Annotated in this window: 22 protein-coding genes and 2 pseudogenes; 13 read left to right on the top strand and 11 right to left on the bottom strand. The window is 41.3% G+C overall.

Translation table 11 applies throughout. The annotated features are described in order from the left end of the window. Nucleotides 1–194 precede the first annotated feature (194 nt). From BV375_RS30145 to BV375_RS30130, 4 genes are all read right to left on the bottom strand, one after another. Entirely contained in the window at nt 195–776 is a 582-nt protein-coding gene (locus BV375_RS30145) for a CPBP family intramembrane glutamic endopeptidase (RefSeq protein ID WP_086767363.1), read from the bottom strand. A 95-nt stretch (nt 777–871) separates the two neighbouring features. After that, a complete protein-coding gene (locus tag BV375_RS30140) occupies nt 872–1,936 on the bottom strand; it encodes a DUF3326 domain-containing protein (RefSeq protein ID WP_086767361.1) in 1,065 nt (354 codons plus the stop codon). A gap of 135 nt (nt 1,937–2,071) precedes the next feature. Beyond that, entirely contained in the window at nt 2,072–2,257 is a 186-nt protein-coding gene (locus tag BV375_RS30135) for a hypothetical protein (protein WP_086767359.1), read from the bottom strand. 122 nt (nt 2,258–2,379) lie between these two features. Further along, nucleotides 2,380–2,697 (bottom strand): 2Fe-2S iron-sulfur cluster-binding protein, encoded by a 318-nt coding sequence (locus tag BV375_RS30130; RefSeq protein WP_086767357.1) that lies wholly within the window; start codon nt 2,695–2,697, stop codon nt 2,380–2,382. Nucleotides 2,698–2,984: 287 nt separating this feature from the next. Between BV375_RS30130 and acnB the strand changes: the two genes are divergently transcribed. The 8 genes and pseudogenes from acnB to BV375_RS30090 all read left to right on the top strand — a co-directional run bounded on the left by acnB (nt 2,985) and on the right by BV375_RS30090 (nt 9,091). Then, nucleotides 2,985–5,615: a bifunctional aconitate hydratase 2/2-methylisocitrate dehydratase gene (acnB, locus tag BV375_RS30125; RefSeq protein ID WP_086767355.1), complete on the top strand. Its 2,631-nt coding sequence runs from the start codon at nt 2,985–2,987 to the stop codon at nt 5,613–5,615. Nucleotides 5,616–5,665: 50 nt separating this feature from the next. After that, nucleotides 5,666–5,908, top strand: coding sequence for an element excision factor XisH family protein (locus BV375_RS30120; RefSeq protein ID WP_086767353.1), 243 nt, complete (start codon nt 5,666–5,668; stop codon nt 5,906–5,908). A 49-nt stretch (nt 5,909–5,957) separates the two neighbouring features. Beyond that, nucleotides 5,958–6,720 (top strand): annotated as a pseudogene (locus tag BV375_RS30115) (IS5 family transposase). Between the two features lie 18 nt (nt 6,721–6,738). Beyond that, nucleotides 6,739–6,924, top strand: a pseudogene (locus BV375_RS30110) (element excision factor XisH family protein); the annotation flags it as partial. Further along, entirely contained in the window at nt 6,912–7,256 is a 345-nt protein-coding gene (locus tag BV375_RS30105; RefSeq protein WP_086767348.1) for a XisI protein, read from the top strand. The pseudogene BV375_RS30110 and the gene BV375_RS30105, both read left to right, overlap by 13 nt. A gap of 63 nt (nt 7,257–7,319) precedes the next feature. Next, nucleotides 7,320–7,568: a type II toxin-antitoxin system RelE/ParE family toxin gene (locus BV375_RS30100; RefSeq protein ID WP_086767346.1), complete on the top strand. Its 249-nt coding sequence runs from the start codon at nt 7,320–7,322 to the stop codon at nt 7,566–7,568. Between the two features lie 15 nt (nt 7,569–7,583). Beyond that, entirely contained in the window at nt 7,584–7,781 is a 198-nt protein-coding gene (locus tag BV375_RS30095) for a prevent-host-death family protein (RefSeq protein WP_086767344.1), read from the top strand. 386 nt (nt 7,782–8,167) lie between these two features. Continuing rightward, nucleotides 8,168–9,091, top strand: a complete 924-nt coding sequence (locus BV375_RS30090; RefSeq protein WP_086767342.1) for a hypothetical protein — start codon at nt 8,168–8,170, stop codon at nt 9,089–9,091. 361 nt (nt 9,092–9,452) lie between these two features. On the opposite strand, the gene BV375_RS30085 is transcribed toward BV375_RS30090, so the two are convergent. Beyond that, nucleotides 9,453–9,689 (bottom strand): hypothetical protein, encoded by a 237-nt coding sequence (locus tag BV375_RS30085; RefSeq protein WP_086767470.1) that lies wholly within the window; start codon nt 9,687–9,689, stop codon nt 9,453–9,455. Between the two features lie 164 nt (nt 9,690–9,853). Here BV375_RS30085 and BV375_RS30080 point away from each other — a divergent pair, with 164 nt between their 5' ends. Next, nucleotides 9,854–10,072: a helix-turn-helix transcriptional regulator gene (locus BV375_RS30080; protein ID WP_086767340.1), complete on the top strand. Its 219-nt coding sequence runs from the start codon at nt 9,854–9,856 to the stop codon at nt 10,070–10,072. Nucleotides 10,073–10,652: 580 nt separating this feature from the next. Further along, a complete protein-coding gene (locus BV375_RS30075; RefSeq protein WP_086767338.1) occupies nt 10,653–11,519 on the top strand; it encodes a lysophospholipid acyltransferase family protein in 867 nt (288 codons plus the stop codon). A gap of 138 nt (nt 11,520–11,657) precedes the next feature. Here BV375_RS30075 and BV375_RS30070 read toward each other — a convergent pair whose 3' ends face one another. Continuing rightward, nucleotides 11,658–12,596 carry a geranylgeranylglycerol-phosphate geranylgeranyltransferase gene (locus tag BV375_RS30070; RefSeq protein WP_086767336.1) on the bottom strand — a complete coding sequence of 313 codons (939 nt, stop codon included), beginning with the start codon at nt 12,594–12,596 and terminating at the stop codon, nt 11,658–11,660. Between the two features lie 595 nt (nt 12,597–13,191). On the opposite strand from BV375_RS30070, the gene BV375_RS30065 reads away from it, so the two are divergent. Further along, nucleotides 13,192–14,541, top strand: a complete 1,350-nt coding sequence (locus BV375_RS30065; protein ID WP_086767334.1) for an FAD-dependent oxidoreductase — start codon at nt 13,192–13,194, stop codon at nt 14,539–14,541. A gap of 428 nt (nt 14,542–14,969) precedes the next feature. Here BV375_RS30065 and BV375_RS30060 read toward each other — a convergent pair whose 3' ends face one another. From BV375_RS30060 to BV375_RS30045, 4 genes are all read right to left on the bottom strand, one after another. Beyond that, complete coding sequence (locus BV375_RS30060; RefSeq protein ID WP_086767332.1) at nt 14,970–16,298, bottom strand: response regulator; 1,329 nt, start codon at nt 16,296–16,298, stop codon at nt 14,970–14,972. A 5-nt stretch (nt 16,299–16,303) separates the two neighbouring features. Beyond that, the gene (locus BV375_RS30055) at nt 16,304–19,669 is read right to left on the bottom strand and encodes a PAS domain S-box protein (protein WP_086767330.1); all 3,366 of its coding nucleotides are present in this window, start codon (nt 19,667–19,669) and stop codon (nt 16,304–16,306) included. Between the two features lie 486 nt (nt 19,670–20,155). Next, complete coding sequence (locus BV375_RS30050; RefSeq protein WP_086767328.1) at nt 20,156–20,596, bottom strand: hypothetical protein; 441 nt, start codon at nt 20,594–20,596, stop codon at nt 20,156–20,158. A gap of 440 nt (nt 20,597–21,036) precedes the next feature. Next, nucleotides 21,037–21,891 carry a DUF72 domain-containing protein gene (locus BV375_RS30045; protein ID WP_086767326.1) on the bottom strand — a complete coding sequence of 285 codons (855 nt, stop codon included), beginning with the start codon at nt 21,889–21,891 and terminating at the stop codon, nt 21,037–21,039. A gap of 226 nt (nt 21,892–22,117) precedes the next feature. On the opposite strand from BV375_RS30045, the gene BV375_RS30040 reads away from it, so the two are divergent. Further along, nucleotides 22,118–22,420 (top strand): PadR family transcriptional regulator, encoded by a 303-nt coding sequence (locus BV375_RS30040; protein WP_086767324.1) that lies wholly within the window; start codon nt 22,118–22,120, stop codon nt 22,418–22,420. Then, nucleotides 22,420–22,548 (top strand): hypothetical protein, encoded by a 129-nt coding sequence (locus BV375_RS38905; RefSeq protein WP_279432982.1) that lies wholly within the window; start codon nt 22,420–22,422, stop codon nt 22,546–22,548. The genes BV375_RS30040 and BV375_RS38905 overlap by 1 nt, the downstream gene beginning before the upstream one ends. A 58-nt stretch (nt 22,549–22,606) precedes the next feature. Here BV375_RS38905 and BV375_RS37305 read toward each other — a convergent pair whose 3' ends face one another. Then, the gene (locus BV375_RS37305; protein WP_166507561.1) at nt 22,607–22,783 is read right to left on the bottom strand and encodes a hypothetical protein; all 177 of its coding nucleotides are present in this window, start codon (nt 22,781–22,783) and stop codon (nt 22,607–22,609) included. Nucleotides 22,784–22,896 lie beyond the last annotated feature (113 nt).

The raw sequence follows: 22,896 nt of genomic DNA, 5'->3' as shown, positions 1-22,896 counted from the left end.
TATAAGCTCTCGCAGAGTAAAGATGATGAGTTCGTAGTGAGTTAGCGACGGGTACGTAGAGGAACGACTGCGCTCTTAGTACACAGCACTGATGAGGTACGAGCGTCACCTGTTCGCTCTCAAACGTTCCCAAAGGATAGGGTTAGCACTTTAGTAATTTACACTCTGCTTAAGCTATTACTATAATTTTCGCTCTACACCCGGCGCAATTTCCACAAATAGCTAGAAATCAAATTCGTCATAATATGGGCAATAATCGGTACTAATAAGTTGCCTGTCAACAGAGCGCTATACCCGAAAATTAGCCCGACAATGGTTGCCCATAGTACGTAAGGCCATTGTTCAGAACCACTCAGGTGCAATACCCCAAAGCAAAGACTCGATACAATTACAGCTACATGATCTGCTCCTAAGGCTGGTAACATCACACCCCGGAATAATAATTCTTCACTTAACCCCGGTAGCAACCCTAGCCAAATTATGTCTGGTAATACTAAAGGCTTGAGCACCAAGTCTAAATAATAATCTGCACTTTTACGGTAGGGAGGGCAAAAGCGATAAGTTAAGCCACTCAAAGCGGTGATAATTAATCCTAACCCTATCCCAAAAAGCAAATCTTTCTCGTTCCACTGCCAAGAAAATATAGAAAAGTCGCCAAAGCGTAGCCACAGTTTGGCAACTATCCACAAAATAATTGCAGTTGCTCCCATCGCCCCCAGTACTTGGACGCGTGTTAGGTATGGAATTTCTGGCTCTTGTTTTTGTTGTTCAACCACGGGTATTTACAGGGATGGGGGACGACAAACAGACAGTGGGGACGCGGGGATGGGGGGACAAGGAGGACAAGTGAGAAATAACAAATGACTATTGACTAATAATTAAGTTGCTGTAACGAATTGATTTGAGGACGGAGAGCAGATGGATCAACACCAGCTTTATGTGCTACTAATACACCGACTGCTTCTAGATAAGAGTTTACCTGTATGGGCTTGATCTTTAAGGGTTGGGGAGGAACTTGGATTTGAGTTTTATTGTCCTCAATAGTGATAATTTGGCATCGCTTCTGATTTAAGCTCAGAATTGCACTACTACCACAAGCAGTTGCTGGTATTATTGCAGCATCAATTTGATCTGCCCAAATATCCTCTGATAGATATTTGATTGTTTCTTTCTCTATGATAAATTGTGGTGCGCGACTTAAGCCGACAAGCACGCACGGTAAGAAGGTGTAACCTAATTCTTCGGCGGCGGAACGGGGAGATAAATCAGGATCTGGGGGTGCTGAGGCTAAGGCTGGAGAATGGGCACAAGGAATTTGAAAGGTACGGACTATTAAATGGCTGATGACAGCTTCCGCACCCGCCAAAGGATCGACACCTTTGCCGCGACGATAGTTTTCTACTGCTTCCTCATCCATATCATCGGGGAAACGCGCAACAACTGCGATCGCTTCTGCCCCCGCTTGTTTAATTAATACCTCTGCTGCTCTTAATAAACTATCTGGGTTACCAATTGTTCCCCAACTAATCCCCGATGGCGAAGTTCGTAATTCTATATTTAATGGAGTATCTGTAATTACATAATCTGTCAGGCTTAGGCCTAGAGTTGCTCTGGCTGCATCCGCTGCTTGCAAGTGTCTTAGCCGCAATTCTGGTTCTATACCCTGGTCTAAAAGCAAACCTATTTTGTTACTATGTACAGGACGCAATCCCCAGTAGCCTGCGGCAAATTTGTCAAGTCCATAACCTTCAACGTAGAAAGTGTTTGGCAGATTCCAATACAAACTCGCACCATTGAGGACATTGGGGTGAGTGATGAGGCGATCGCACACCTGTGATATAACTTTGGCTACTGGCAAAGCATCTCCAGCATAACCTCCGATTGCTGCCCCCACGCCAGTTGGTACAATTAAAATAGCAGTATATGGACTTTGCATTAAAAAGTGCTGAGTGCTGAGAGATAAGAAGGAAAAAGAGTTTCAAATTAATTAGTGAAGTATGAAGTGTTGATTCCTAAGTAACCAGACAGTAGCTTTACTCTTCTAGCACTTCCCACTCTCAGGACTCAGGACTCACAACTCAGCACTAACTTTGGTGACAACAGCTTCCACAGTAGCCTTTTGCTGTTCTGTATCCACAGAGGTAATTGCCCAACGTAAAGGTTCACCTTGTGTTTGTAATTCTGCCGTGATTACTTGCTCTAACTCTGTGGGAGTTTCTTGGAGGTCAATTTCTGCGGTAATAAAATGTGTAGTCATTCTCACCTATTCCTGGTAATTTGTGCTTTCTAGAATAACTGATATCAGCATAAAGGATGAAGTATTAAAAGAGAAATTTCTGTCAAATTTTCATCCTTTAGCCTTTAGCGTTCATTCTTTAATTAGTCTTTGCCAAATTGCAACTGATAGAGTGTATCTTCTTTTTCTGTTTCAACTTTTATATCAGAAAGAGGTCTGGCTACACAAAGCAACACATAGCCTTGTTTTTGTAATTCTGGACTAACGCCCATACCATCGGTTTGATCGACAGATCCGGAAATAATTTTACCCGCACAAGTTGTACAAACACCCGCATGACAAGAACTAGGTAATTCTAAACCAGCTAGATCGGCAACTGCTAAGATAGTTTCATTTTCAGGGACTTGTAAAGTGTGACTCTTGCCTTGATGGATTACTTCAACGGTGTATGTTTTGGACATATACAAACATGAGTGTAAATTAACTAACAAAGGAAATATTTTATCTGATGAATAGACACACAACCAAGTCGAGAAATGCCAACCCAAGAATTATTTTCAAATAGATTTATTGGCAAAAGTCGCTATACAGTGATAATTATAAGTCCTGGCCAGACCAAAAACTTGAAGTAGGGAGACTTATTAGCAGTTGATACTGTCGATAAAGACCTGTAAGCTAAAATTCTCCTGAAATATAGGCAGTGATTATAAACACTAAAACCCTCTGTGGCTAATATTTGGAGTCTAGAATGTTGGAATCATATCGTCAACACGTTGTAGAAAGAGCAGAATTAGGAATTCCCCCCTTACCGCTAGATGCAAAGCAAACCTCAGAACTGTGCGAATTACTAAAAAATCCGCCCAAAGGGGAAGAAGATACATTATTGCATTTATTGCGCGATCGCGTTCCTCCTGGAGTTGATAGCGCCGCTTATGTAAAAGCTGGGTTTCTGACTGCCATTGCCAAAGGTGAAACGAAAAGCCCCTTAATTTCGCCTATCCAGGCGGTAGAATTACTGGGAACGATGGTAGGTGGCTACAATGTGCAATCTTTAATTGAATTGCTGCAAACTCCTACCACCTCAGTTTCCGACTCTTCCGAAACACCGCTAGTAATGGGGGGACAAGGAAAAGAACCAATCGCCGCCTATGCCGCCAACGCTTTAAGTAAAATTCTGTTGGTGTATGATGCTTTCCATGATGTTTTGGAATTATCCAAAACCAATCCCTACGCCAAGCAGGTGATTAACTCTTGGGCGGAAGCTGAGTGGTTTACCGTTCGTCCCCAACTACCCAAAGAAATCACCGTTACAGTCTTCAAAGTTCCTGGTGAAACGAACACCGACGACTTATCCCCTGCACAAAGTGCTACCACCCGCCCTGATATTCCTTTACACGCCTTAGTGATGCTAGAGTCACGGCAACCGGGAAGCTTGAAAACCATTGCCGAGTTAAAGAAAAAAGGGCATCCTGTTGCTTACGTAGGTGATGTAGTTGGTACAGGTTCATCCCGTAAATCTGCTATCAACTCGGTATTGTGGCACATGGGAAATGATATTCCCTTTGTTCCCAACAAGCGAGCTGGGGGGTATATTTTAGGTGGTGCGATCGCGCCTATCTTCTTTAATACAGCTGAAGATGCCGGTGCTTTGCCGATTCAGTGTGATGTCACCAAGTTAGAAACAGGTGATGTAATTACCATCCATCCCTACAAAGGGGAAATCACCAACGAAGCCGGCGAAGTCATTTCCACCTTCACCCTCAAACCAGATACCATTCTCGATGAAGTTCGTGCAGGTGGACGCATACCTTTGTTAATTGGGCGTACCCTCACCGACAAAACCCGCCAAGCACTAGGTTTAGAACCCAGCACCTTATTTATCCGTCCCCAAGCACCTGAAGATACAGGTAAAGGCTACACCCTCGCACAGAAAATGGTAGGGAAAGCTTGCGGATTACCTGGTGTGCGTCCCGGTACATCTTGCGAACCCATCATGACTACCGTTGGTTCCCAAGATACCACAGGCCCCATGACCCGCGACGAGTTAAAAGAACTCGCCTGTCTCGGTTTCAGTGCTGATTTGGTGATGCAGAGTTTCTGTCACACCGCAGCTTATCCCAAACCAGTAGATATCCAAACTCATCACGAACTCCCCGACTTTTTCGCCCAGCGTGGCGGCGTTGCCCTGCGTCCTGGTGATGGTATCATCCACTCGTGGTTAAACCGGATGCTACTACCCGACACCGTAGGAACTGGCGGCGACTCTCACACCCGCTTTCCTTTAGGTATTTCCTTCCCCGCAGGTTCCGGGTTAGTAGCCTTTGCCGCAGCTTTGGGTGTGATGCCTTTGGATATGCCAGAATCAGTTTTGGTAAGATTCAAAGGAGAATTACAACCAGGTATTACTCTCAGAGATATTGTTAACGCCATTCCCTACGTCGCCATTCAAAAAGGATTGCTAACAGTAGAGAAAGAGAACAAGAAAAACGTCTTCTCTGGGCGGATTTTAGAAATGGAAGGTTTGCCCGATTTAAAAGTCGAACAAGCCTTTGAATTAACAGATGCATCAGCAGAACGTTCCTGTGCAGGTTGCACCATTAAACTGAGTACAGAAACAATTGCTGAATATCTGCGTTCTAACATCACGCTGTTAAAGAATATGATAGCCAGAGGCTACCATGATGAGCGTACTATTTTACGACGCATCGCCAAAATGGAAGAATGGTTAGCCAATCCCGTTTTACTTGAAGCTGATGCCGATGCAGAGTATGCCGAGATAATTGAAATTGATTTGAACGAAATCAAAGAACCAATTGTTGCTGCTCCCAATGACCCCGATAATGTGAAATTATTATCGGAAGTTGCTAACGATCCGGTGCAAGAAGTATTCGTTGGTTCTTGTATGACAAATATCGGTCATTATCGCGCAACAGCGAAAGTTTTGGAAGGTGCAGGTGAAGTAAAAACACGCCTGTGGATAGCACCCCCAACCCGCATGGATGAATACCAGCTTAAAGAAGAAGGTGTATATAGCGTTTTTGGTGCTGCGGGTGCTAGGACAGAAATGCCAGGATGCAGTTTATGTATGGGTAACCAAGCGCGAGTTGCTGATGGCACAACTGTATTTTCCACCTCTACCCGCAACTTTAATAATCGCATGGGTAAAGGTGCAAGAGTGTATTTAGGTTCCGCAGAATTAGCCGCAGTTTGTGCGTTATTAGGACGCATTCCCACAGTACAGGAATACCTGGATATTGTGGCAAACAAAATTCATCCTTTTGCCGAGAATTTGTATCGGTATTTGAACTTCGATCAAATTGCCGGTTTTGAGGATGAAGGGCGAGTGATTACTAAGGAGCAGCAGGCTTTGTTGGTATAGTTTTATCAGGTGGGTTTAATGCCCACCTGACTGTTATTGCCAGGGTGACAATGCCAGCAAAAGATACCTACCATGACGGATTTAAAAACGCCTTAATTAAGGATGGTTGGACAATTACTCGCGATCCTTATACTATTATCTACGAGGGGCTAAAGCTATTTGCCGATCTGTCAGGTAAAAAATTGTTTTCTGCACAAAAAGCCGAAGCTAATATAGTAGTTGAGATTAAGAGTTTTCTTGGTCTTTCTCCCATTCATGAATTTCAATGTGCTTTAGGGCGTGTCATCAATTAGGTAAACTGGAATCAGAATTGCTGAAAAAGAATAAACACTCTTGAAAACGATGACGCGCCGATACGCACTACGAGATGACCAGTGGGAAAGAATCAAAGACCTGCTACCTGGGCGAGAGGGCTATGTGGGAGTGACGGCGAAAGATAATCGATTGTTTGTTGAAGCAGTGTTATATCTTCCCCTTGCAGGCATACCAGCCGCGTGACTTACCAGCAAGATTTGGAGATTTTCGTGTGATTCACACCCGCTTCAGTCGATGGTCAAAAACAGGCGTGTGGGAGCAGGTATTTCAGCACTTGGCAGATGATGCCGACAACGAATATGCGATGATTGACTCAACAATTGTCCGTGCCCATCAACACAGCGCGGGTGCAAAAGGGGGGATGGATCTACAGAAGCTATTGGTCGCAGTAAAGGTGGATTAAGTACCAAGATTCATGCTGTAGTGGATGCGTTAGGCAACCCAATAAGCTTCCACGCTTACTCCAGGACAAGCCTGCGACCTTGATGGAGCCGACCAACTGCTACCCAACATTGTTGCTGATACAGTGTTAGCAGATAAAGGCTATGATGCGGATGAGCGAGTAATTGAGCGGCTTCAGACACAGGGGAAAACCGCAGTCATTCCCCCCAAGCGTAACCGTAATCATCCTCGTGAATATGACCGTGATTTATACAAAGCTCGTCATCTTATTGAAAACTTTTTTGCCAAACTCAAACAGTACCGAGCAATCGCAACACGCTACGACAAACGCGCTGCAAACTTTCTAGGTGCAATTTATCTGGCTGCTTCTGTTATTTGGCTCAATTGATGACACGCCCTAGGTCAATATATTTTATACCGTACACTTTTATCTGTGATTAATCCTCAGCAAAATGTTTATTTGGGGATTGAACAAGAAATTTACGAAACTTTCTTTCAGCAACCAGGTATAAAACTGGTTATCGAACAATATCAAATCTTACTTATTGTTATTAACATTGATCGCGAGGAAATTGTGCAATGGATAAATTAAATCATTACCGTTCAATCATCAAAAAAATCTTAACTGAATACGATCAACTAGCAGGGCAAACTCCTAATATCTCTGGAGTTGATACTGTGTTAGCTTTTGATGAAGAAAGAGATCAATATCTGTGGTTTGATGTTGGTTGGAACGAAAGAAAACGAGTTAAAGCAATTTCTGTTTATGTTCGCATCAAAAATGAGAAAATTTATATTGAGGAAGATTGGACAGAAGAAGGAATCGCTACTGAGCTATTAAGGGAAGGTGTACCGAAAGAAGATATTGTTTTAGCTTTTCATGCTCCAGAAACTCGTAAATTGACTGAGTTTGCGATCGCCTAAAAAGCTAAGTTAGATGAAAAAATAAGTGTTTTTTAAATTAATGTAAGTCAAAAGGGAAATTATGTGCAGTATCAAATAGAATTTAAACCCAAAGCTATTAAAGATTTAGCGCAACTTTCAGCCGATATTAGAGAACGGATAATTTCTAAAATCGAAGCAATGCAAGATAATTTGCAAGGCGATGTTAAACACTTAACTAACTTTACTCCAGAATACCGATTACGAGTAGGTGATTATCGCGTTTTGTTTGAAATTGAAGAACAAACTATAATGATTTATAGGGTTAAACATCGCAGTAAGGCTTATGAGTAAAAGGATAGGCTAAAAATGATTGAATTACATCCTGAATTTATCTCAAAAAATGGGCAAAAGGAATTTGCTGTTTTGCCATACGAAGAATTTTTGCAAATTCAAGAATTGTTAGAAGATTTAGAAGATTTGAGAGATTTACGTGAAGCCAAACAAGAAGAAAAAGATAGTCTTTCTGTACCTTTAGATGAAGTAAAAAAGATATTAATCTCTTGAAGATGGGGCATAATTCCGTTGTAAGAAATGCCCAAAATTGAGGATATTTTGGGTATGCCAGCTAGTAGTTTGCGTTAATCTAAGTATAGAAGGGTGCACAATGCCAGCCAAAGATATATACTATGAAGTCTTTATAATCCTGAACATGGCAACCTTATTAAGTTTTCAAAATTTTTACCTCCCTAAATAGGGAGGTTTTCATTTGAGTCAGCCTGACCTAGAACCTCGGTAGAGGAACTTTTCTGTGTTGACGAAATAAATTTGTACTATGTTATACTCTAGGGTCATCACTTGCTGTTAACTTATAGCAAGGAGGGGATCACCGTAGAATTTACAATTCCAATCATAGCTCATTCATCTTTATTTTGTCAACCTTATTACTAATAATGCTCAACCAAACTTGTCTTAATCGACCTAATTTAGTAAAACCTAAACTGGATAATCTTAATTTTTTTGAAAAAGCTTTTTCAAGTGCAAGAATAGAAAAATATTTGAAAGCTGTATACCAACCCAACAAAGCCAAACATGAAAATATTAAGAAAGCTATACGGCTTTATCAAATTAACATGATATATTGTGAGTCCTTATATGTAAGTTTGCATACTTTAGAAATAGCTCTTCGTAATTGTATAGATCTAAATCTAAGTGCTAGGCATCAATCAAATTGGTTTTTTGCTAACACGGATTCTTTCCATGAATCTATATTATATTTAAGAAATAAACATAATATTAATATTGTTATACCAAAAACTTCTACCAAAATATTATTAGAATGTGAAGAGCAAAAAGTTGTTTATGCTATAGAAGATTCTATAAAAAATATATTTGAAAAATCGGGTAGAAAATCTAGTGAAAAGCAAGAATTTAAAATTATAGAAAACAGAGATAGAATTGTTGCCAACTTAAGCTTAGGTTTTTGGATAACACTTTTAACGCAAAATAAAAAAGGAAATAATAATTATTTCAATAATATTTTTATTCCTTGTGTAAAAGGTATATTCCCTAATGCAAGAAATTCTGAACGTAATACTTCTACCATTCAACCGATTTTAGAAAGAATCCTAAAATTACGCAATAGAATATTTCATCATGAACCGATAATATGGGAATACTATGATATAGAAAAAAGATATCACGAGATTTACAGAGTAATTAAATGGATTGATCCAACACTAGAAATTTGGTTAAGGCATGATTCTAAAATTGATCGTTTTCTAGATATTTATCAAAGTCTATCAGAAGAAGTTAAGGAACTAACACAGAAAAATATAACCAAGAAAATTCAATACGAAGATCGGAGTTATTCTTGAATATCTTCCGGCTAGTGATATTGTGCTAGCTTTTCAGCCTTCAGAGGTGAGACAATACACTGATTTTGTGATCGCCTTTACTTGGGAAAAGGCATGAGGAAAATCAATACTCGCTCAAAAATCGTAGCTTTAAGACACTTTCATCTGAAACACTAGCTGATGTGAGTTGCGATCGCCCTCTTAATTCTCCAAGCTTGATTGTATAGTTTCAACTTTTGCAGGACTTACGCAAGATGTGACCGAAAAGCTTATTATTGCGTAGCGGTAATTCATGAATTACCGCTACTTTCGTGATGTTTTGCGTAAGTCCTATTTTGTAGCGATCGCACTCCTCACCCCAAAAAGTGCGATCGCAATTCCTCTAAATCACTACTTCCTCACGCTGACAATCAAAAACCACCATAAAGCTAGCATCAGGTATAAGTTGACGTAACCGTTGCAAATGACCATCTGCATCAGACCGAGTGCGGAATCTTGCAACTGTTATCCGTTGCATATCTGGAAGTAGGCGAGTAATAGCCCAAGGGTTCAAACGCTCTTTATATGCAATCGCCTGAGTCTCTAACGAGAAATCGTTGTATTCGTTGTTTTGTGGCATGATTAATTTATCCATAAACAGTTTAGTGAAGGGCGTTAGCGAGTCTCTTGCCGGGGATGCACTAACGCCTCTTCAATAATGATTAAAGTGCAAACGACTACATATTGTCAATATTTAACGCTAAAAGTTAACGCTAAAAACTTATATCAAAGGTCTAGTCAGCTATGGATTTGAGAGCCTTGAGAGAACGTGCAGGGCTGAGAGTCTTTGATGTAGCGAAAGAGCTAGACTGCGCGGAATCTTCAATTCGCAATTGGGAAAAGGGAAGAACAACACCGAAAATGGAAGTATGGCAAGTATTTCGCCTGCGAGATTTGTATCAATGCACAGAAGAAGAGTTAGTACAAGCAGCGAAAGAATCAATGCTTGCTCAAGACCCTTAGCTTCAACTAACTTCCCGCTTCGCCTTGAAGAATGGTAGTTGAGAGGCCAAGTCAGGCGATCGCACTCCTCAATTCCTAAATGCGATCGCCTGAACCACAGGGTACAAGTTCTGCTTTGACTAAAGCGCTTTGTATCTACTTTGCTATGCCAATCTCATCCCAAAATATTGCGATCGCTGCACGAACATCAACACAGAAGAATTTCCGGCTTTTTCGTCGACAATTTTCTTTTTCAGCAACTTAATTTTTCCAACTATTTAATGTCAGATTTAAGAAAATAGCGACAACTATTACTACATGTTATAAGCTAATTTTCTTGTACAGCTTGGGCTAATATTTGCCTATCTAAAGATTTACAATAGCAATTTTATAAATTTAGGCAACAGATTCAAATCTATCAACCTAGATTTGAATCTGTATTTCGTAATGATGATTTAAGCACTGATATAAAATAAATATTTCAAATTTTTCCAAATTAAATAATATTTAAAATCCAAAATCAGCTTTTACATTACTAGAATAAATATTCAAATAAAATTAGGATTATCTGTAAGTAATTTAAATTTTTAAGGACAGCTGTATGACCAATGATTTGTTTGGAACGTCAAGGAATGTATCTGCCCGTATACCAGGTTGGTCATTAACAGAGCGAGATGCTCAGTTTATTGAGATGTTAATGCCTGTATGGGAATGGTTTTACCGTTACTACTTTCAAGTAAAAACTGACGGATGGCATCACATACCAGCAGAAGGAAAGGTACTACTAGTTGGCTCACATAATGGTGGAATGGCTTCTCCCGACCTGATAATGATGATGTACGATTGGTTTTCTAGATTTGGCACGAAGCGTTTGGTTTATGGTTTAATGCATCCTTCCGCTTGGAAGGTAAGTCCCAAAATAGCCGAACTAGCTCAAAAACTAGGAGCTATTGTCGCACATCCAAAAATGGCTAGTGCTGCTTTTGATATAGATGCTAGCGTTCTGGTATATCCAGGAGGACAATATGATATGTTTCGTCCTCACAGCCAACGCTATAAAATTAATTTGGCAGGTCATAAAGGCTTTATTAAGCTAGCTTTAAAACAAGAAGTTCCTATTATTCCTTTGATATCAGTGGGCGCTCATGATACCTTAATAGTTTTATTTGACTGTTATGATTTAGTAAAACAATTGCATAATTGGGGATTGCCGTGGTTATATCAAATAGACCCAGGAGTCTTTCCAATTTACCTAGGTTTACCTTGGGGCTTATCTATTGGTCCTTTACCTAATATTCCTCTACCTGTGCAAATTCATACTCGTGTCTGCCAACCAATTATTTTTGAACGATATGGCAAAGATGCAGCTAGAGATCGCGACTACGTGAATGCTTGTTATGAATTAGTTCATATCCAAATGCAGCAGGAGTTAGATAAATTAGTTAGAGATGTTGAAAAATCTAGCTAAAATATCAGCCTTGGAAAAAATCTTGAGTTTTCGGCAGAAAAAGCGTGTAAGTAATAAAGCTCTAGCGAAACACATCTAAGAAAGTTGGATTTTTGAGACTATTAGGGTAAACGGATCTAATCCTAAATATTCCTCAAGTTACAATGCTGGAGGCGTCCCTAACAGTCCTACTATTCCCAATAGCATCCCAATACGCTCCCAGAAAACAAATCCTTCATAAGCACTGACACTATCTTGTTGTTGATAGTGTGCCAGTACGATACTCACAATCAGCATCATCACTGTGGCAAAGACTAAAAACAAGAGGGGATGTGCCATCGGTAATACTAGCAACGCTATCGGAATTGACACAATCAACATGGCAATTAATCCCCAAGCAATCCAAAAAGCCGTTTCCTTTCCCCAGCTATTGGGAATTGTGACAATTCCCTGAGTGCGATCGCCTACTGTATCGTGAAAATCCCAGATAATTTCTTTAGCCAATGTATAGAAGAATAGAAAGCAGATTGGGTAAAGCATGGCTAAAGGTCGATCTACTACCAAACTCCCTAGAAAAATTATCGCCGCAGTGATCGTTGCCACAATGAAATTTGCGAAAATACCACTTTGGAGTAGTATATGGGAATAATTCCAGAGCAAGATGGAACTTACTACTACCAAGAGCAAGCAAGATATTCCTAAAGGAATGGCTGCGATCGCCGCGCCGATAAACAGAATCAAAGCCGCCCACCAAACTTGATCGGGTGAAAGGCGACCAGATGGGAGTGGTCTTTCGGGGTGATCTATACGGTCTTTATCCACATCCCAATAGTCATTAATCGCACAAGCCGCAGAGTGTGTACAGACTAAAATAGTTGCCGTTAATAGATATTGCTGTAATGTAGCTGCTGAATTCAACGCATGAATTGTGGCACAGCCTGCTAAAGCAGCAACAATAGCAACTGGTAGTCGGAAAAGCTGGGCAAAATCACGAATCAGTCTGATTTTGTTACTCTTTTCAGGAGAAGGATAAGCATTTTCTCCTGACGCAGAAGTGAGCACACCAGCTTTTTTGTTAATATGCAATTGTTCGCTCATCGCCAACCTCACATATTTAATGTGGGTAATCACAAACACCATTTCATTCCCATAGCTATTACCTCTGAACAGTTATGAAAAATCTCTGCTCAATCGCTGCGTGAGCATCAATTTCGACTCGTTCAGGTCTAAGCTATAGGGTATTCAATATAGGCGAAAAACAAATTTTGGATATTTATTTATTAGTTTGTTTTCTTGCCATCTACTTACTTAGTTTATCTCACATATATGTATGTAGGGATTTTGTCAAGCTATTTTTTAAAAAAATCTGCAATTTGCTATATAGATTTGGTAGAGTTTGGCATATCCATCAGGCAACTTTTCTAATAACTTTAGCCTCTGATGCCGCTCTACCCTTCTTCTCTTAGCTATCGAGATATTGAAAACAAAGGTCTCTAATTCATTAAGTTCTCCAACTGATGGAATATTTAGGCAAATTATTCAGCGATCGCTGGAGTAAAGAAATTAGTGAAATGCGCCATTAAGCTTTAGGTTCTGGTAGCGTTAAAAAGTCTAATGTAAAACTTGCATCGCCGTTCATCAGCAGCCTTAACTCTACGCATATGTAAATTGTGATTTTACAGGAGAGTAAAGTATGGAAATAGCAGATGTGGTTATTATCGGTAGCGGTCAAGGAGGGGTGCCACTAGCGGCAGACTTTGCGAAAGAAGGTCGCAAAGTAGTTCTGTTTGAACGAGATTCACTAGGTGGTAGTTGTATCAACTATGGTTGCACTCCTTCTAAAGCGTTTTTGGCAGCTGCTCATGCTGCCGGTCGTGCCCGTCAAGCAAAGAATTTAGGAGTTCACGCTCAAGTCGAAGTTGATTTTCCTACGGTTATAGAACGGGTACGCTCAGTTCGCGATCGCTTCAATCAAGGAGTGAAAAGACGGTTGGATGAAGCAGGCGTGAAGGTGGTGTGTGCAGAAGCGTCCTTCACTGGAGAACGTACAGTTACGGGCGGCGATCTTACCGTTCAAGCACCGTTAGTCGTAATTAACACAGGTACATCATCATTCACACCCAACATTCCTGGTTTAGCGGGTACGCCTTACCTTACAAACCGGAATTTTTTTGACTTGAAAACGTTGCCACCACGGCTACTCGCGATTGGGGCTGGTTATATTAGTCTAGAACTGGGACAGGGATTAGCGCGTTTGGGTAGCGAAACCCAGATGATTGTGCGCGGCTCACGTGTCCTCGATCGCGAGGAACCTGATGTCAGCGAAACCTTAGCCGAGGCACTCAGGCGAGATGGCGTTCAAATTCACTTGAATGCAAATACTGAGAAAGTCATTTATGCCAATGATGTGTTTACCCTCAAGTTAGACAATGGTCAGGAACTGCAAAGTGAGGCATTGTTAATTGCGACCGGACGTAAGCCTAACACCAGTGCTTTGAACGCGGCTGCTACTAGTGTTGAGCTAGATGAAAAAGGTTATGTCAAAATTGACGATCAATTTCGGACGACATGCGATGGTGTGTATGCGATCGGTGACGCCGCCAAGCAGCCCGCCTTCACCCATGTTTCCTGGGAAGACTACCGCCGTGTGAAGGCGATTTTACGTGGAGAGAATCGGACTCGCAATGACCGTGTGTTGGGTTATGCCATATACACCGAACCGCAAGTTGGGCGAGTCGGAATGACAATAGAAGATGCTCAAAACAAAGGCATTAATGCCCAATGCGTAACTCTACCAATGGCTAACATTGCTCGTGCGATCGAATGGGGGCATGATTTAGGCTTCTACCGCATGGTGGTAGATACAGATACTAACAAAGTTCTGGGAGCAACTTTAGTGGGTTATGAAGCAGCTGAATTAGTGCATGTGTTTCTGTCGCTGATGGAAGCAGGAGCGAATTGGCAGTTACTTGAACAATCGGTTCATATCCATCCCACCTATGGCGAAGCATTGCCCAGTCTGGCGCGATTACTGATTGGATGAGTTTCACGCCTGAAGTTAAGTATTTGCCAGCATTCCATATCCTATCGAAAAGACTGGTTCTTGAATCTATGCAATAGTTTCAATCAAGTGATCGCCGCAGGATAACAACCTAGTTGCACCAAATCGATGCAAGCAAGGTTGTCTGCGGTGAGTCAACCGCAATGTTAGGTAGTATTTAGAGGATCTATACGAATGGCACACTGGTTCAGTGAGCTGTTGCGGCAAGTTCTTGAAAGCTGGAGGCTAGGATGACCAATGATATCATGTCCGGCAAATTACTTGTGATATGTCCGCAGCGAGTGCAACACAGTGGAACGTAGCAATCGCGAGGTTTTGGAGATTGCTTTACTCCGTACCTACCATTCGGGTTCTCCGAAGGAGTACGCAATTACAAGTGTTTAACCGGACATGATATGAAAACTGGCTGTTTAAGCAACTTGCGCAACTCGCTGTTGAATTGGAATTTGAATTACAAATTCCGTTTCCTTTCCAGGTATGCATTGACAAGAGAGACTACCGCCATGCTTTTCTGTAACAATCTGGTGGCTAATCGATAACCCTAATCCGGTTCCTTTTCCCGAAGGTTTGGTTGTAAAGAACGGATCAAACAACTTGGCTTTGACATCTTCGCAAATTCCTGGACCATTATCAGTAATGTAAATGCCGATCCAATCATCCCCCATCATGGTGGTACGAATCTTAATGCGGCTTGGTTGCTTTTGAATTTCCTCAAATGAACGCTGTTGATTGTATTCATCTAAGGCATCAATGGCATTGGCGAGCACATTCATAAATACTTGATTAATTTGTCCAGCGCAGCACTCAACTAACGGCAACTGACCATACTCTTTAATTACTTCGATACCAGGATGTTCTGGTCTTGCTTTTAAGCGATAATTCAAAATGGTAAGTGTGCTATCAATACCCTCATGGATATTCATTGGTTTCATGTTGACTTCATCTAAGCGAGAGAAAATCCGCATAGACTGTACAATTTCACGAATACGTTTTGCGCCGATATTCATTGAGTTGAGCAGCTTTAACAAATCATCCTCGATAAAATCTAAATCAGTCGTTTCCAGTTCTTTTTGAATGCGAGGAGTGGGATTAGGATATTCTTCTTGATAAAGATGCAGGAGATTCAGCACTTCTTGGGTATATTCATTGGCATGACTAAGATTGCCATAAATGAAATTCACGGGATTGTTAATTTCATGAGCAATTCCCGCCACCATCTGTCCTAAGCTAGATAGTTTCTCGCTTTGAATTAGCTTGATTTGCATTTGTTGCAAGTCATCATAAGCAAGGCTAACTTCTGCAACTTTACCCTCTAAAAGAGTATTTTTTTGCTCTAATTTCTGTGCTAAATCATAGATTTTTAAGTGTAATTTAACCCGTGATAAAACTTCTTCTTGCTGGAAAGGTTTGGTGATGTAGTCCACAGCCCCAACTTCAAAACCTTCAACTTTGTTGGCAGTATCAGAGAGTGCGGTCATAAAAATGACTGGAATATCTTTAGTTGCCGGATTAGCTTTTAATTGACGACAAGTTTCAAAACCATCCATCTCTGGCATCATAATATCCAACAAAATTAAATCGGGTAGAGCATATGTAACTCGTTCTAGAGCTACCTTCCCAGATTTCGCTACCCACACTTCTAAGCCAGCCTGATCTAAGGCATCAGATAACACACCTAAATTAGCAGGATTATCATCAACAATCAGAACTGTTGCAGATTGTTCAGTTACAAGATTCATAGTTTTTATTTGTAATGTTGAATGAGTGCGAGAATGTCTTGATCTTGAAAACCCTTTGCCAATTGGTGCAGCTTTTGAGCAAACTGGATGTATCTTTCATCCATTTCTGCTATCAATGCTGCTTGTTTAATAATTCCTTTAAAGTTACCTTTCATCACTAACTCGTACAGAGTTTCCATTTCTGCTGGAGGTGGAGCAACTAACTCACTATTTTCTGGCTCTGAGAGACTTAAAACTTTCTTTTCCTCATAAACCCACTCTAGATGAAGATATTTCCGCAATTTCTGGAATAGATCTATTGCTTGTACGGGTTTGGGAAGAAAATCATTTCCACCTACTTCTAAGCTGCGATGTTGATCGGTTTCAAACACACTTGCAGAAGAAACAATAATGGCAATATCTTTAAATGCATCTGACTCACGAATGCGCTTAATCAGAGCAAATCCATCAAGTTTTGGCATTAACAAGTCTGTGAGAACGAGATCTGGCTGAAATTCCCAAACTTTCTCCCAACCCTCTTGCCCATCTATCGCTTCGGCAATCTCAAAGCCGATGGGAATGAGCAAGTTGGCAATGACTGAGCGATTTGCCCATTTGTCATCAACAACTAGAACCTTGGGATGCCAGTCTTTGATGCCAATAATTTGCCCTTTGTCGTCAGCTTGCGATGTTTTCACCCATTCATCAGCTTCGGGCAGGTTGACATCAAACCAGAAAATACTACCAACCCCCATCTCACTTTGAACGTGAATGGTGCTGTCCATTAATTCCACAATTCTTTGGCTGATTGCCAATCCCAACCCAGTGCCCTCGGTTTGGCGGCGGCTATCTCCTGCTTGCTCAAAGGGTTGAAAAATGGCTTGGAGTTTATCTTGGGGGACACCAATACCTGTATCGCGGATTTCAAAGCGAATTTTTTCTTCACAAGCATAGCTAATTGTAAAGGTAACGCTGCCTGCATCGGTAAATTTGATGGCGTTGCTCAGAAGATTGATCAATACTTGCCGCAAGCGTTTTTCATCAGCACGAATGCCAATAGGTAATTCTGAGGCTAATTGATATTGGAAGTTAATATTTTTCAGTTCGGCGCGGATGCGGCACATCTCGGCTACGCCTTGCAAGAATGCTGGGAGATGGAAATCACTAGGCATGAGTTCCACTTTCTGCGCCTCTATTTTTGACAAATCTAGGATGTCATTGATTAAAGTCAGCAAATGAGAACCGCATTGGTAAATCACATCTACACGCGATCGCTCTTCTTCTTGCAAATGTTTGGAACGTTGAAGAATTTGGGCATATCCCAGGATACCGTTGAGGGGAGTCCGTAACTCGTGGCTCATGTTGGCCAAAAATTCGCTTTTGGCGTAACTCGCTGCTTCTGCTGCTTCTTTGGCTTTGGCAAGGGCGATTTCTGCTTGCTTGCGTTCAGTAATATCAGTGTTAGCTCCTACCCACTCTCGAATAGTACTATCTGCATTCAAAATTGGTACACCACGCGCATTGAAGTAGCGATACTCACCGTCATCACGCTGAATCCGTAGATCGGCTTCATAAACAGTGCGGTTAGCAAGTGCTGCTAACCAGACCTCGGTAGTGTCAGCTTTATCTTCAGGATGTACTGTATTTAGCCAACCCCAACCCCAGAGTTCTTCAACTGTTTGTCCTGTAAAGGCTCGCCATTGTGGTTGGTCGGTAACAAATGCACCTTCAGCATCAGTACTCCAAACAATTTGAGATGTCGCTTCAATTAGCGAACGGAATCGTTCTTCACTCTTTTGCAGCGCTAGTTCTGCTTGTTTGCGATCGCTAATATCTCTTGTTGTGGCAACGATGCCAAGAATGTTGCCAGCAGCATCACGCCAAGGAGCCTTTGTCGTTATAAAGGTGCAGTTGGTGACACCATTGGAGAGATATTCTTCATAAGCCTCAGTAATACCTGTGCTGATAATCTGGCGGTCTTTTGCCATCATTTCACGCGCAATTTCAGGCGGAAATACTTCAGAATCGTCTTTGCCGAGAATGTCCTCAATTGTTTTTCCAAGAAAGTTTGCCGTATTAGAGTTGAGAGCAACATAACGCCCTTCACGATCTTTGACGACAATGATGTCTGGTGTACTTTCCAAAATAGAACGTAAGAGAATGTTACTTTCTTTTAAGGCTTCTTCAGCTTGTTTGCGATCGTGGATATCAGTACAAGTGCCTACCCACTCCCGGATAGTGCCATTCTCATTGAGGATGGGAACACCCCGACCTTGAAAATAGCGGTAGTTTCCATCCGCGCCTCGAATACGATATTCTACCTCATACAGGCTAGTAGTCTGCACAGCCTGCATCCATGCCTGAGTCGTTTTTTCGCGATCTTCTGGATGAATTGCATTCAACCAACCCAAATTAATTATCTCTGATTCGGTTAGTCCGGTGTAAGCTCTCATACTCGGCATATCTGGCGATCGCCCTTCAGTATCCGCTGTCCAGACAATTTGAGAAGTTGCCGCAATTAGCGAACGGTAACGTTCTTCACTTTGCTGAAGTGCTATTTGCGCTTGTTTGCGCTCGCCAATATCTTGAAGTGTAGAAATAAAGTATACAGGTTCTCCAGAGACTTTACGCAGCAAGGAAACGTCAAGGTTAATCCAAACGATCGAACCGTTCTTATGGATATATCGCTTCTCCATTGAGTACCGAGGAATTATACCTTGAAGCAATTGCTGGACATATTCTAAATCGGTGTCCAGATCGTCGGGATGAGTAATATCTTGAAACGTCAGTGCTAATATTTCCTCACGCTCATACCCTACAATGTCACAGAAACGTTGATTAACCAGTAACCAACATCCATCTAAACTCACATGACAAATGCCTATGGCTGCTTGTTCAAAAGTTAAACGGAATTGTTCTTCACGTTCTTGTAACACTAACTCCGCTTGCTTGCGTTGAGTGATGTTTTCGCTCAACAACGTAATGCCGCCGATTTCATCGTTGGGGGTATGCCAAGGGCGGATTGACCAGCTTACCCACTCCATAGATCCATCGGCTCGTGGATAGGGATCTTCATCGCGTTGTGTGATCGCTCCTGCTAAACACTGTTGATGAATTTGTTTCCACTCTGGTGTAATGTCAGGAAATATCTCGTAGTGAGAGCGTCCGATAATATCATCGCTCAGGTGATATTCTTCTAGCCATTTGCGACTGACACTTAGATAACGCATTTCTCGATCGAATATGGCGATCGCCACAGGAGCATAGTCAATTGCTTCTTGCAAATATGCTGCGCTCTCACACAGAGCGATTTGTGCCTGGTTATTTCCTATCACACCAGTTTTCGCTCCAACATTTGTCTGGGGGTTTTCAGATGAGAATCGTTGGCTCATGGTCAGTTTTGAATTCCAGCGGAGATTATCGGGTTTCTATGCGATCGCAGGTTTAAATTAGCTCAACATCTGAGCTTTTTGTTGGCGAACTATCGAGGATGTTCATCCAAAAATGTTGGCTGTCAAATATGAAACATCAAAAAGTAAACCATTGTTGATTCCTCTATTTCTATTGAATCTAATAGTTTTAAAGCCGAGATCCGGGTAAAAACGGAAATATAACTTTACAATACTTATTTTTTAATCAATCAGAAATAACTACCTAAAACGCTTGCTGGACAAAAGAAAAAAATTTTCTCAGCTTTTTAATTAGCTAAACAGTCTTTTACAAATAATGTAGTAATAATTACAGTTATTTGTTACAAACTTCGTTATTTACTTAAATCAAGGTTTTTTGTATTTCTAATTTGAAAATGGGCACAGGGCATAAGAAAATCTTTCCTATGCCCTGTGCCCAAAAACCATGCTTACAAGGGGTATGGTTTTTTATCTAATTCTTTGTCGTGTATATCGCCCATCCAGCCCTTGTTTAATCCAACTCAGGCATTCATATTCTGATTTGAATAATTTTGGTGCAGCAATATTATTCAATAAGTCTGGTGGGTAATGGTCGTAAAAATATTTACCCTCCTCTTGGCAGACAATAATTAAGTTGTGGCGGTAAATATAGCGAGATTTAAAACTATCCCCGTAGCTAACAAAGTCGGACTGCTGCTCGATATGTTCTTTGGCAATATCAATGATATTACTGATACTACTGCCATAAATTCCCGCTGGATTCTCTGTTTTGTGAAATTGGCTTTTATGCCCAACTTCTGCCAATAATTTATATGAATAAATTTCGTAATTATCGGCTTTGCCAAAAACAAATGGAATGATGAGATATCCTTTATATGACAATGAGCTTTCATAAAGAAGACGACTCATCTCAACCTCCTTTGGTGTAAGTGCTCCCTGAGTTCTGCCTCAATTTTCTCCATACTAACAGGTGACATATTACTGTTAGTTAGTAGTGGAAGCTATATCTCCACATTATCTTTTTGCAAAGAGGGCTATCCCCCCTTTTTTTAGGAGAATAGAAATAATAGAGGCATATCAGAAAAGTATGCAACTACAATTATCACTCTTTTTGAAATTATTAGGTATTAGATATATTGCAAAAGTCAATAAATCCTGAATTGGATTGAGTGAAATCTCATGATAATGTCTCCATCATCAATAGAAATTAGAAAGCTTGATAGAGAAATATCTATATAATGCACAAATAAGAGTAATCAGCAAAATGTCAGCAGATACATCTTTAATGGACTGATTTTTGGCTTTTTAGACAACATCAATCAGTTGAAATTACTAACAAATGAGGATGCTCACCATAAACTCAACTGGTTGGGCGGATGCTCGAGGTTATTCCAAGGTAGAGGCGGAACTGCGACACCATGCTGTTCTAGTAACTTTTGGAAGTGACGTGCTGTGCTGGGCGATCGCTCTTCCATCGGACAATGAACAAAGAAATAAATCCGCACTCCCGCCTGTAACCACTGCTGAATCTGCGTTACCCACTCTTCCATAAAAGGCTGATTCACAGCCAAATTGGGATGAGAGATGAACCGAATCAGGCTAAAAGGTGCTGTGACGCTAAATTGCACTGGTAATTTGGGTTTGCGTCGTTCCGAGTGTAGTTGGGGATCATTATCTCCTGTATAGATAGGGCGCGAATCTAACAGTACCCTGCCCACATTTAGCTTCTCTAACAGCGCTGTCAAATTACTAGCATGGGGTTCTTTAAACCAATCCTGATGGCGAACTTCTAGGGCTAAGGGTGCTACAGTACGCGGCCAAGCCTCTAGAAAGCTAGCCAAATCTTCTATTAATATAGGTGCGTAACTTGGTGGTAATTGGGCAAATATGGGGCCTAGATGCCTACCTAAAGGACGCATCCCCTCCAGAAATTTTAAAGCAGCTGGAATATAGGGTTGTAGCAAACCTTGATGGGTGATATCTCGCGGCAGTTTCAAGCAAAATTCAAATCCAGGGGGTGTTTCTGTTGCCCAACGAGTCACAGTTTCTTGATTAGGGATGGCGTAGAAAGTGGTATTACCCTCAACAGTCGTAAAGCGCCGACTGTAAAGGGAAAGAAACTCAGTTGTGCGAGTACCTTGGGGATAGAGTTCGCCCACCCATCCTTTATATGCCCAAACTGCACATCCAATAAAAAAGTTCACAAGCTTTGCGCCTAAAAGCTTTGATGTTTCCTACTCAATTGTACAAGTAGGTTATGTATCTGAAGGGAGCGATCGCAGCCAAAGACAAACAACCCTCCTGAATTCGATCTCCACTAAACATAGTTCTATGAGTGAAAATTACTTAGCTATAACAGCGATTAATAATACCTAGGCTAAATATAGGCGAAAATGAAATCTTGACTTATTGTTGCAAAATCCTTGCCTGATGAATGGTCGAGAGTTCTACTCCAGTTTAATTCGGCTTCACATTCTGCATCATGCAGTTCAGGAGCCAATTTTTGGACTAGGCATTATTGAAGAACTGGCACGTCACGGCTACAAACTCAGTGCTGGAACACTCTACCCAATGCTGCATGATATGGAGCGCAAAGGATATCTCTACTCTGTTGAAGAGCGCTCGGGGCGACAAAGCCGACGACTCTACCGAGCTACCGACTTGGGAAAAATGATGTTAGAGGATGCCAAACAAAAGGTGCGGGAATTATTTGGCGAATTATTTGAGGAGTAATGAAGAGTGCTGAGTGCTGGTTACAAGACTGCCCACAAGCGGGAGACATTGCCTATGACGGGTTTCTCGGCTTGAGTCCAGTGGCGTTTGAGGAACGAGCGTCGCCCGAAGGGCTTGCCACAGGCTAATCCAATCATTTTTCAGTATTCATTGGGTTGAACGAAGTGAAACCCAACCTTGTATTGTCTAACGCTCTTTAATCACTCTCGTGAGATAAAAATCTACAACCCTTATTATGCTGGACTTTGATAAATTTAGGCGTAGGTTGGGTTGAGGAACGAAACCCAACATCCTTAAACCTTGATCTAGTTGGGTTTCACTGCGTTCAAACGCCACTTCACTCAAGTCGGGAAACCCGCCCACGTGAGTGGCTCCCCAACCTACATTTATTTTCTCTCCCCAAAGTGACGGAAGAGCGCTAATACCAATTCACGAAAAGCCTGATACAAATAAAGCGTCAAGAATAAAATCCCAAC

This window comes from Nostoc sp. 106C (genome assembly GCF_002154725.1).
In the GTDB taxonomy this organism is placed as follows: Bacteria; Cyanobacteriota; Cyanobacteriia; order Cyanobacteriales; family Nostocaceae; genus Aulosira.
Note: the sequence above shows the minus strand (reverse complement) of the source record. Positions and strands in the feature narration are given on the sequence as shown.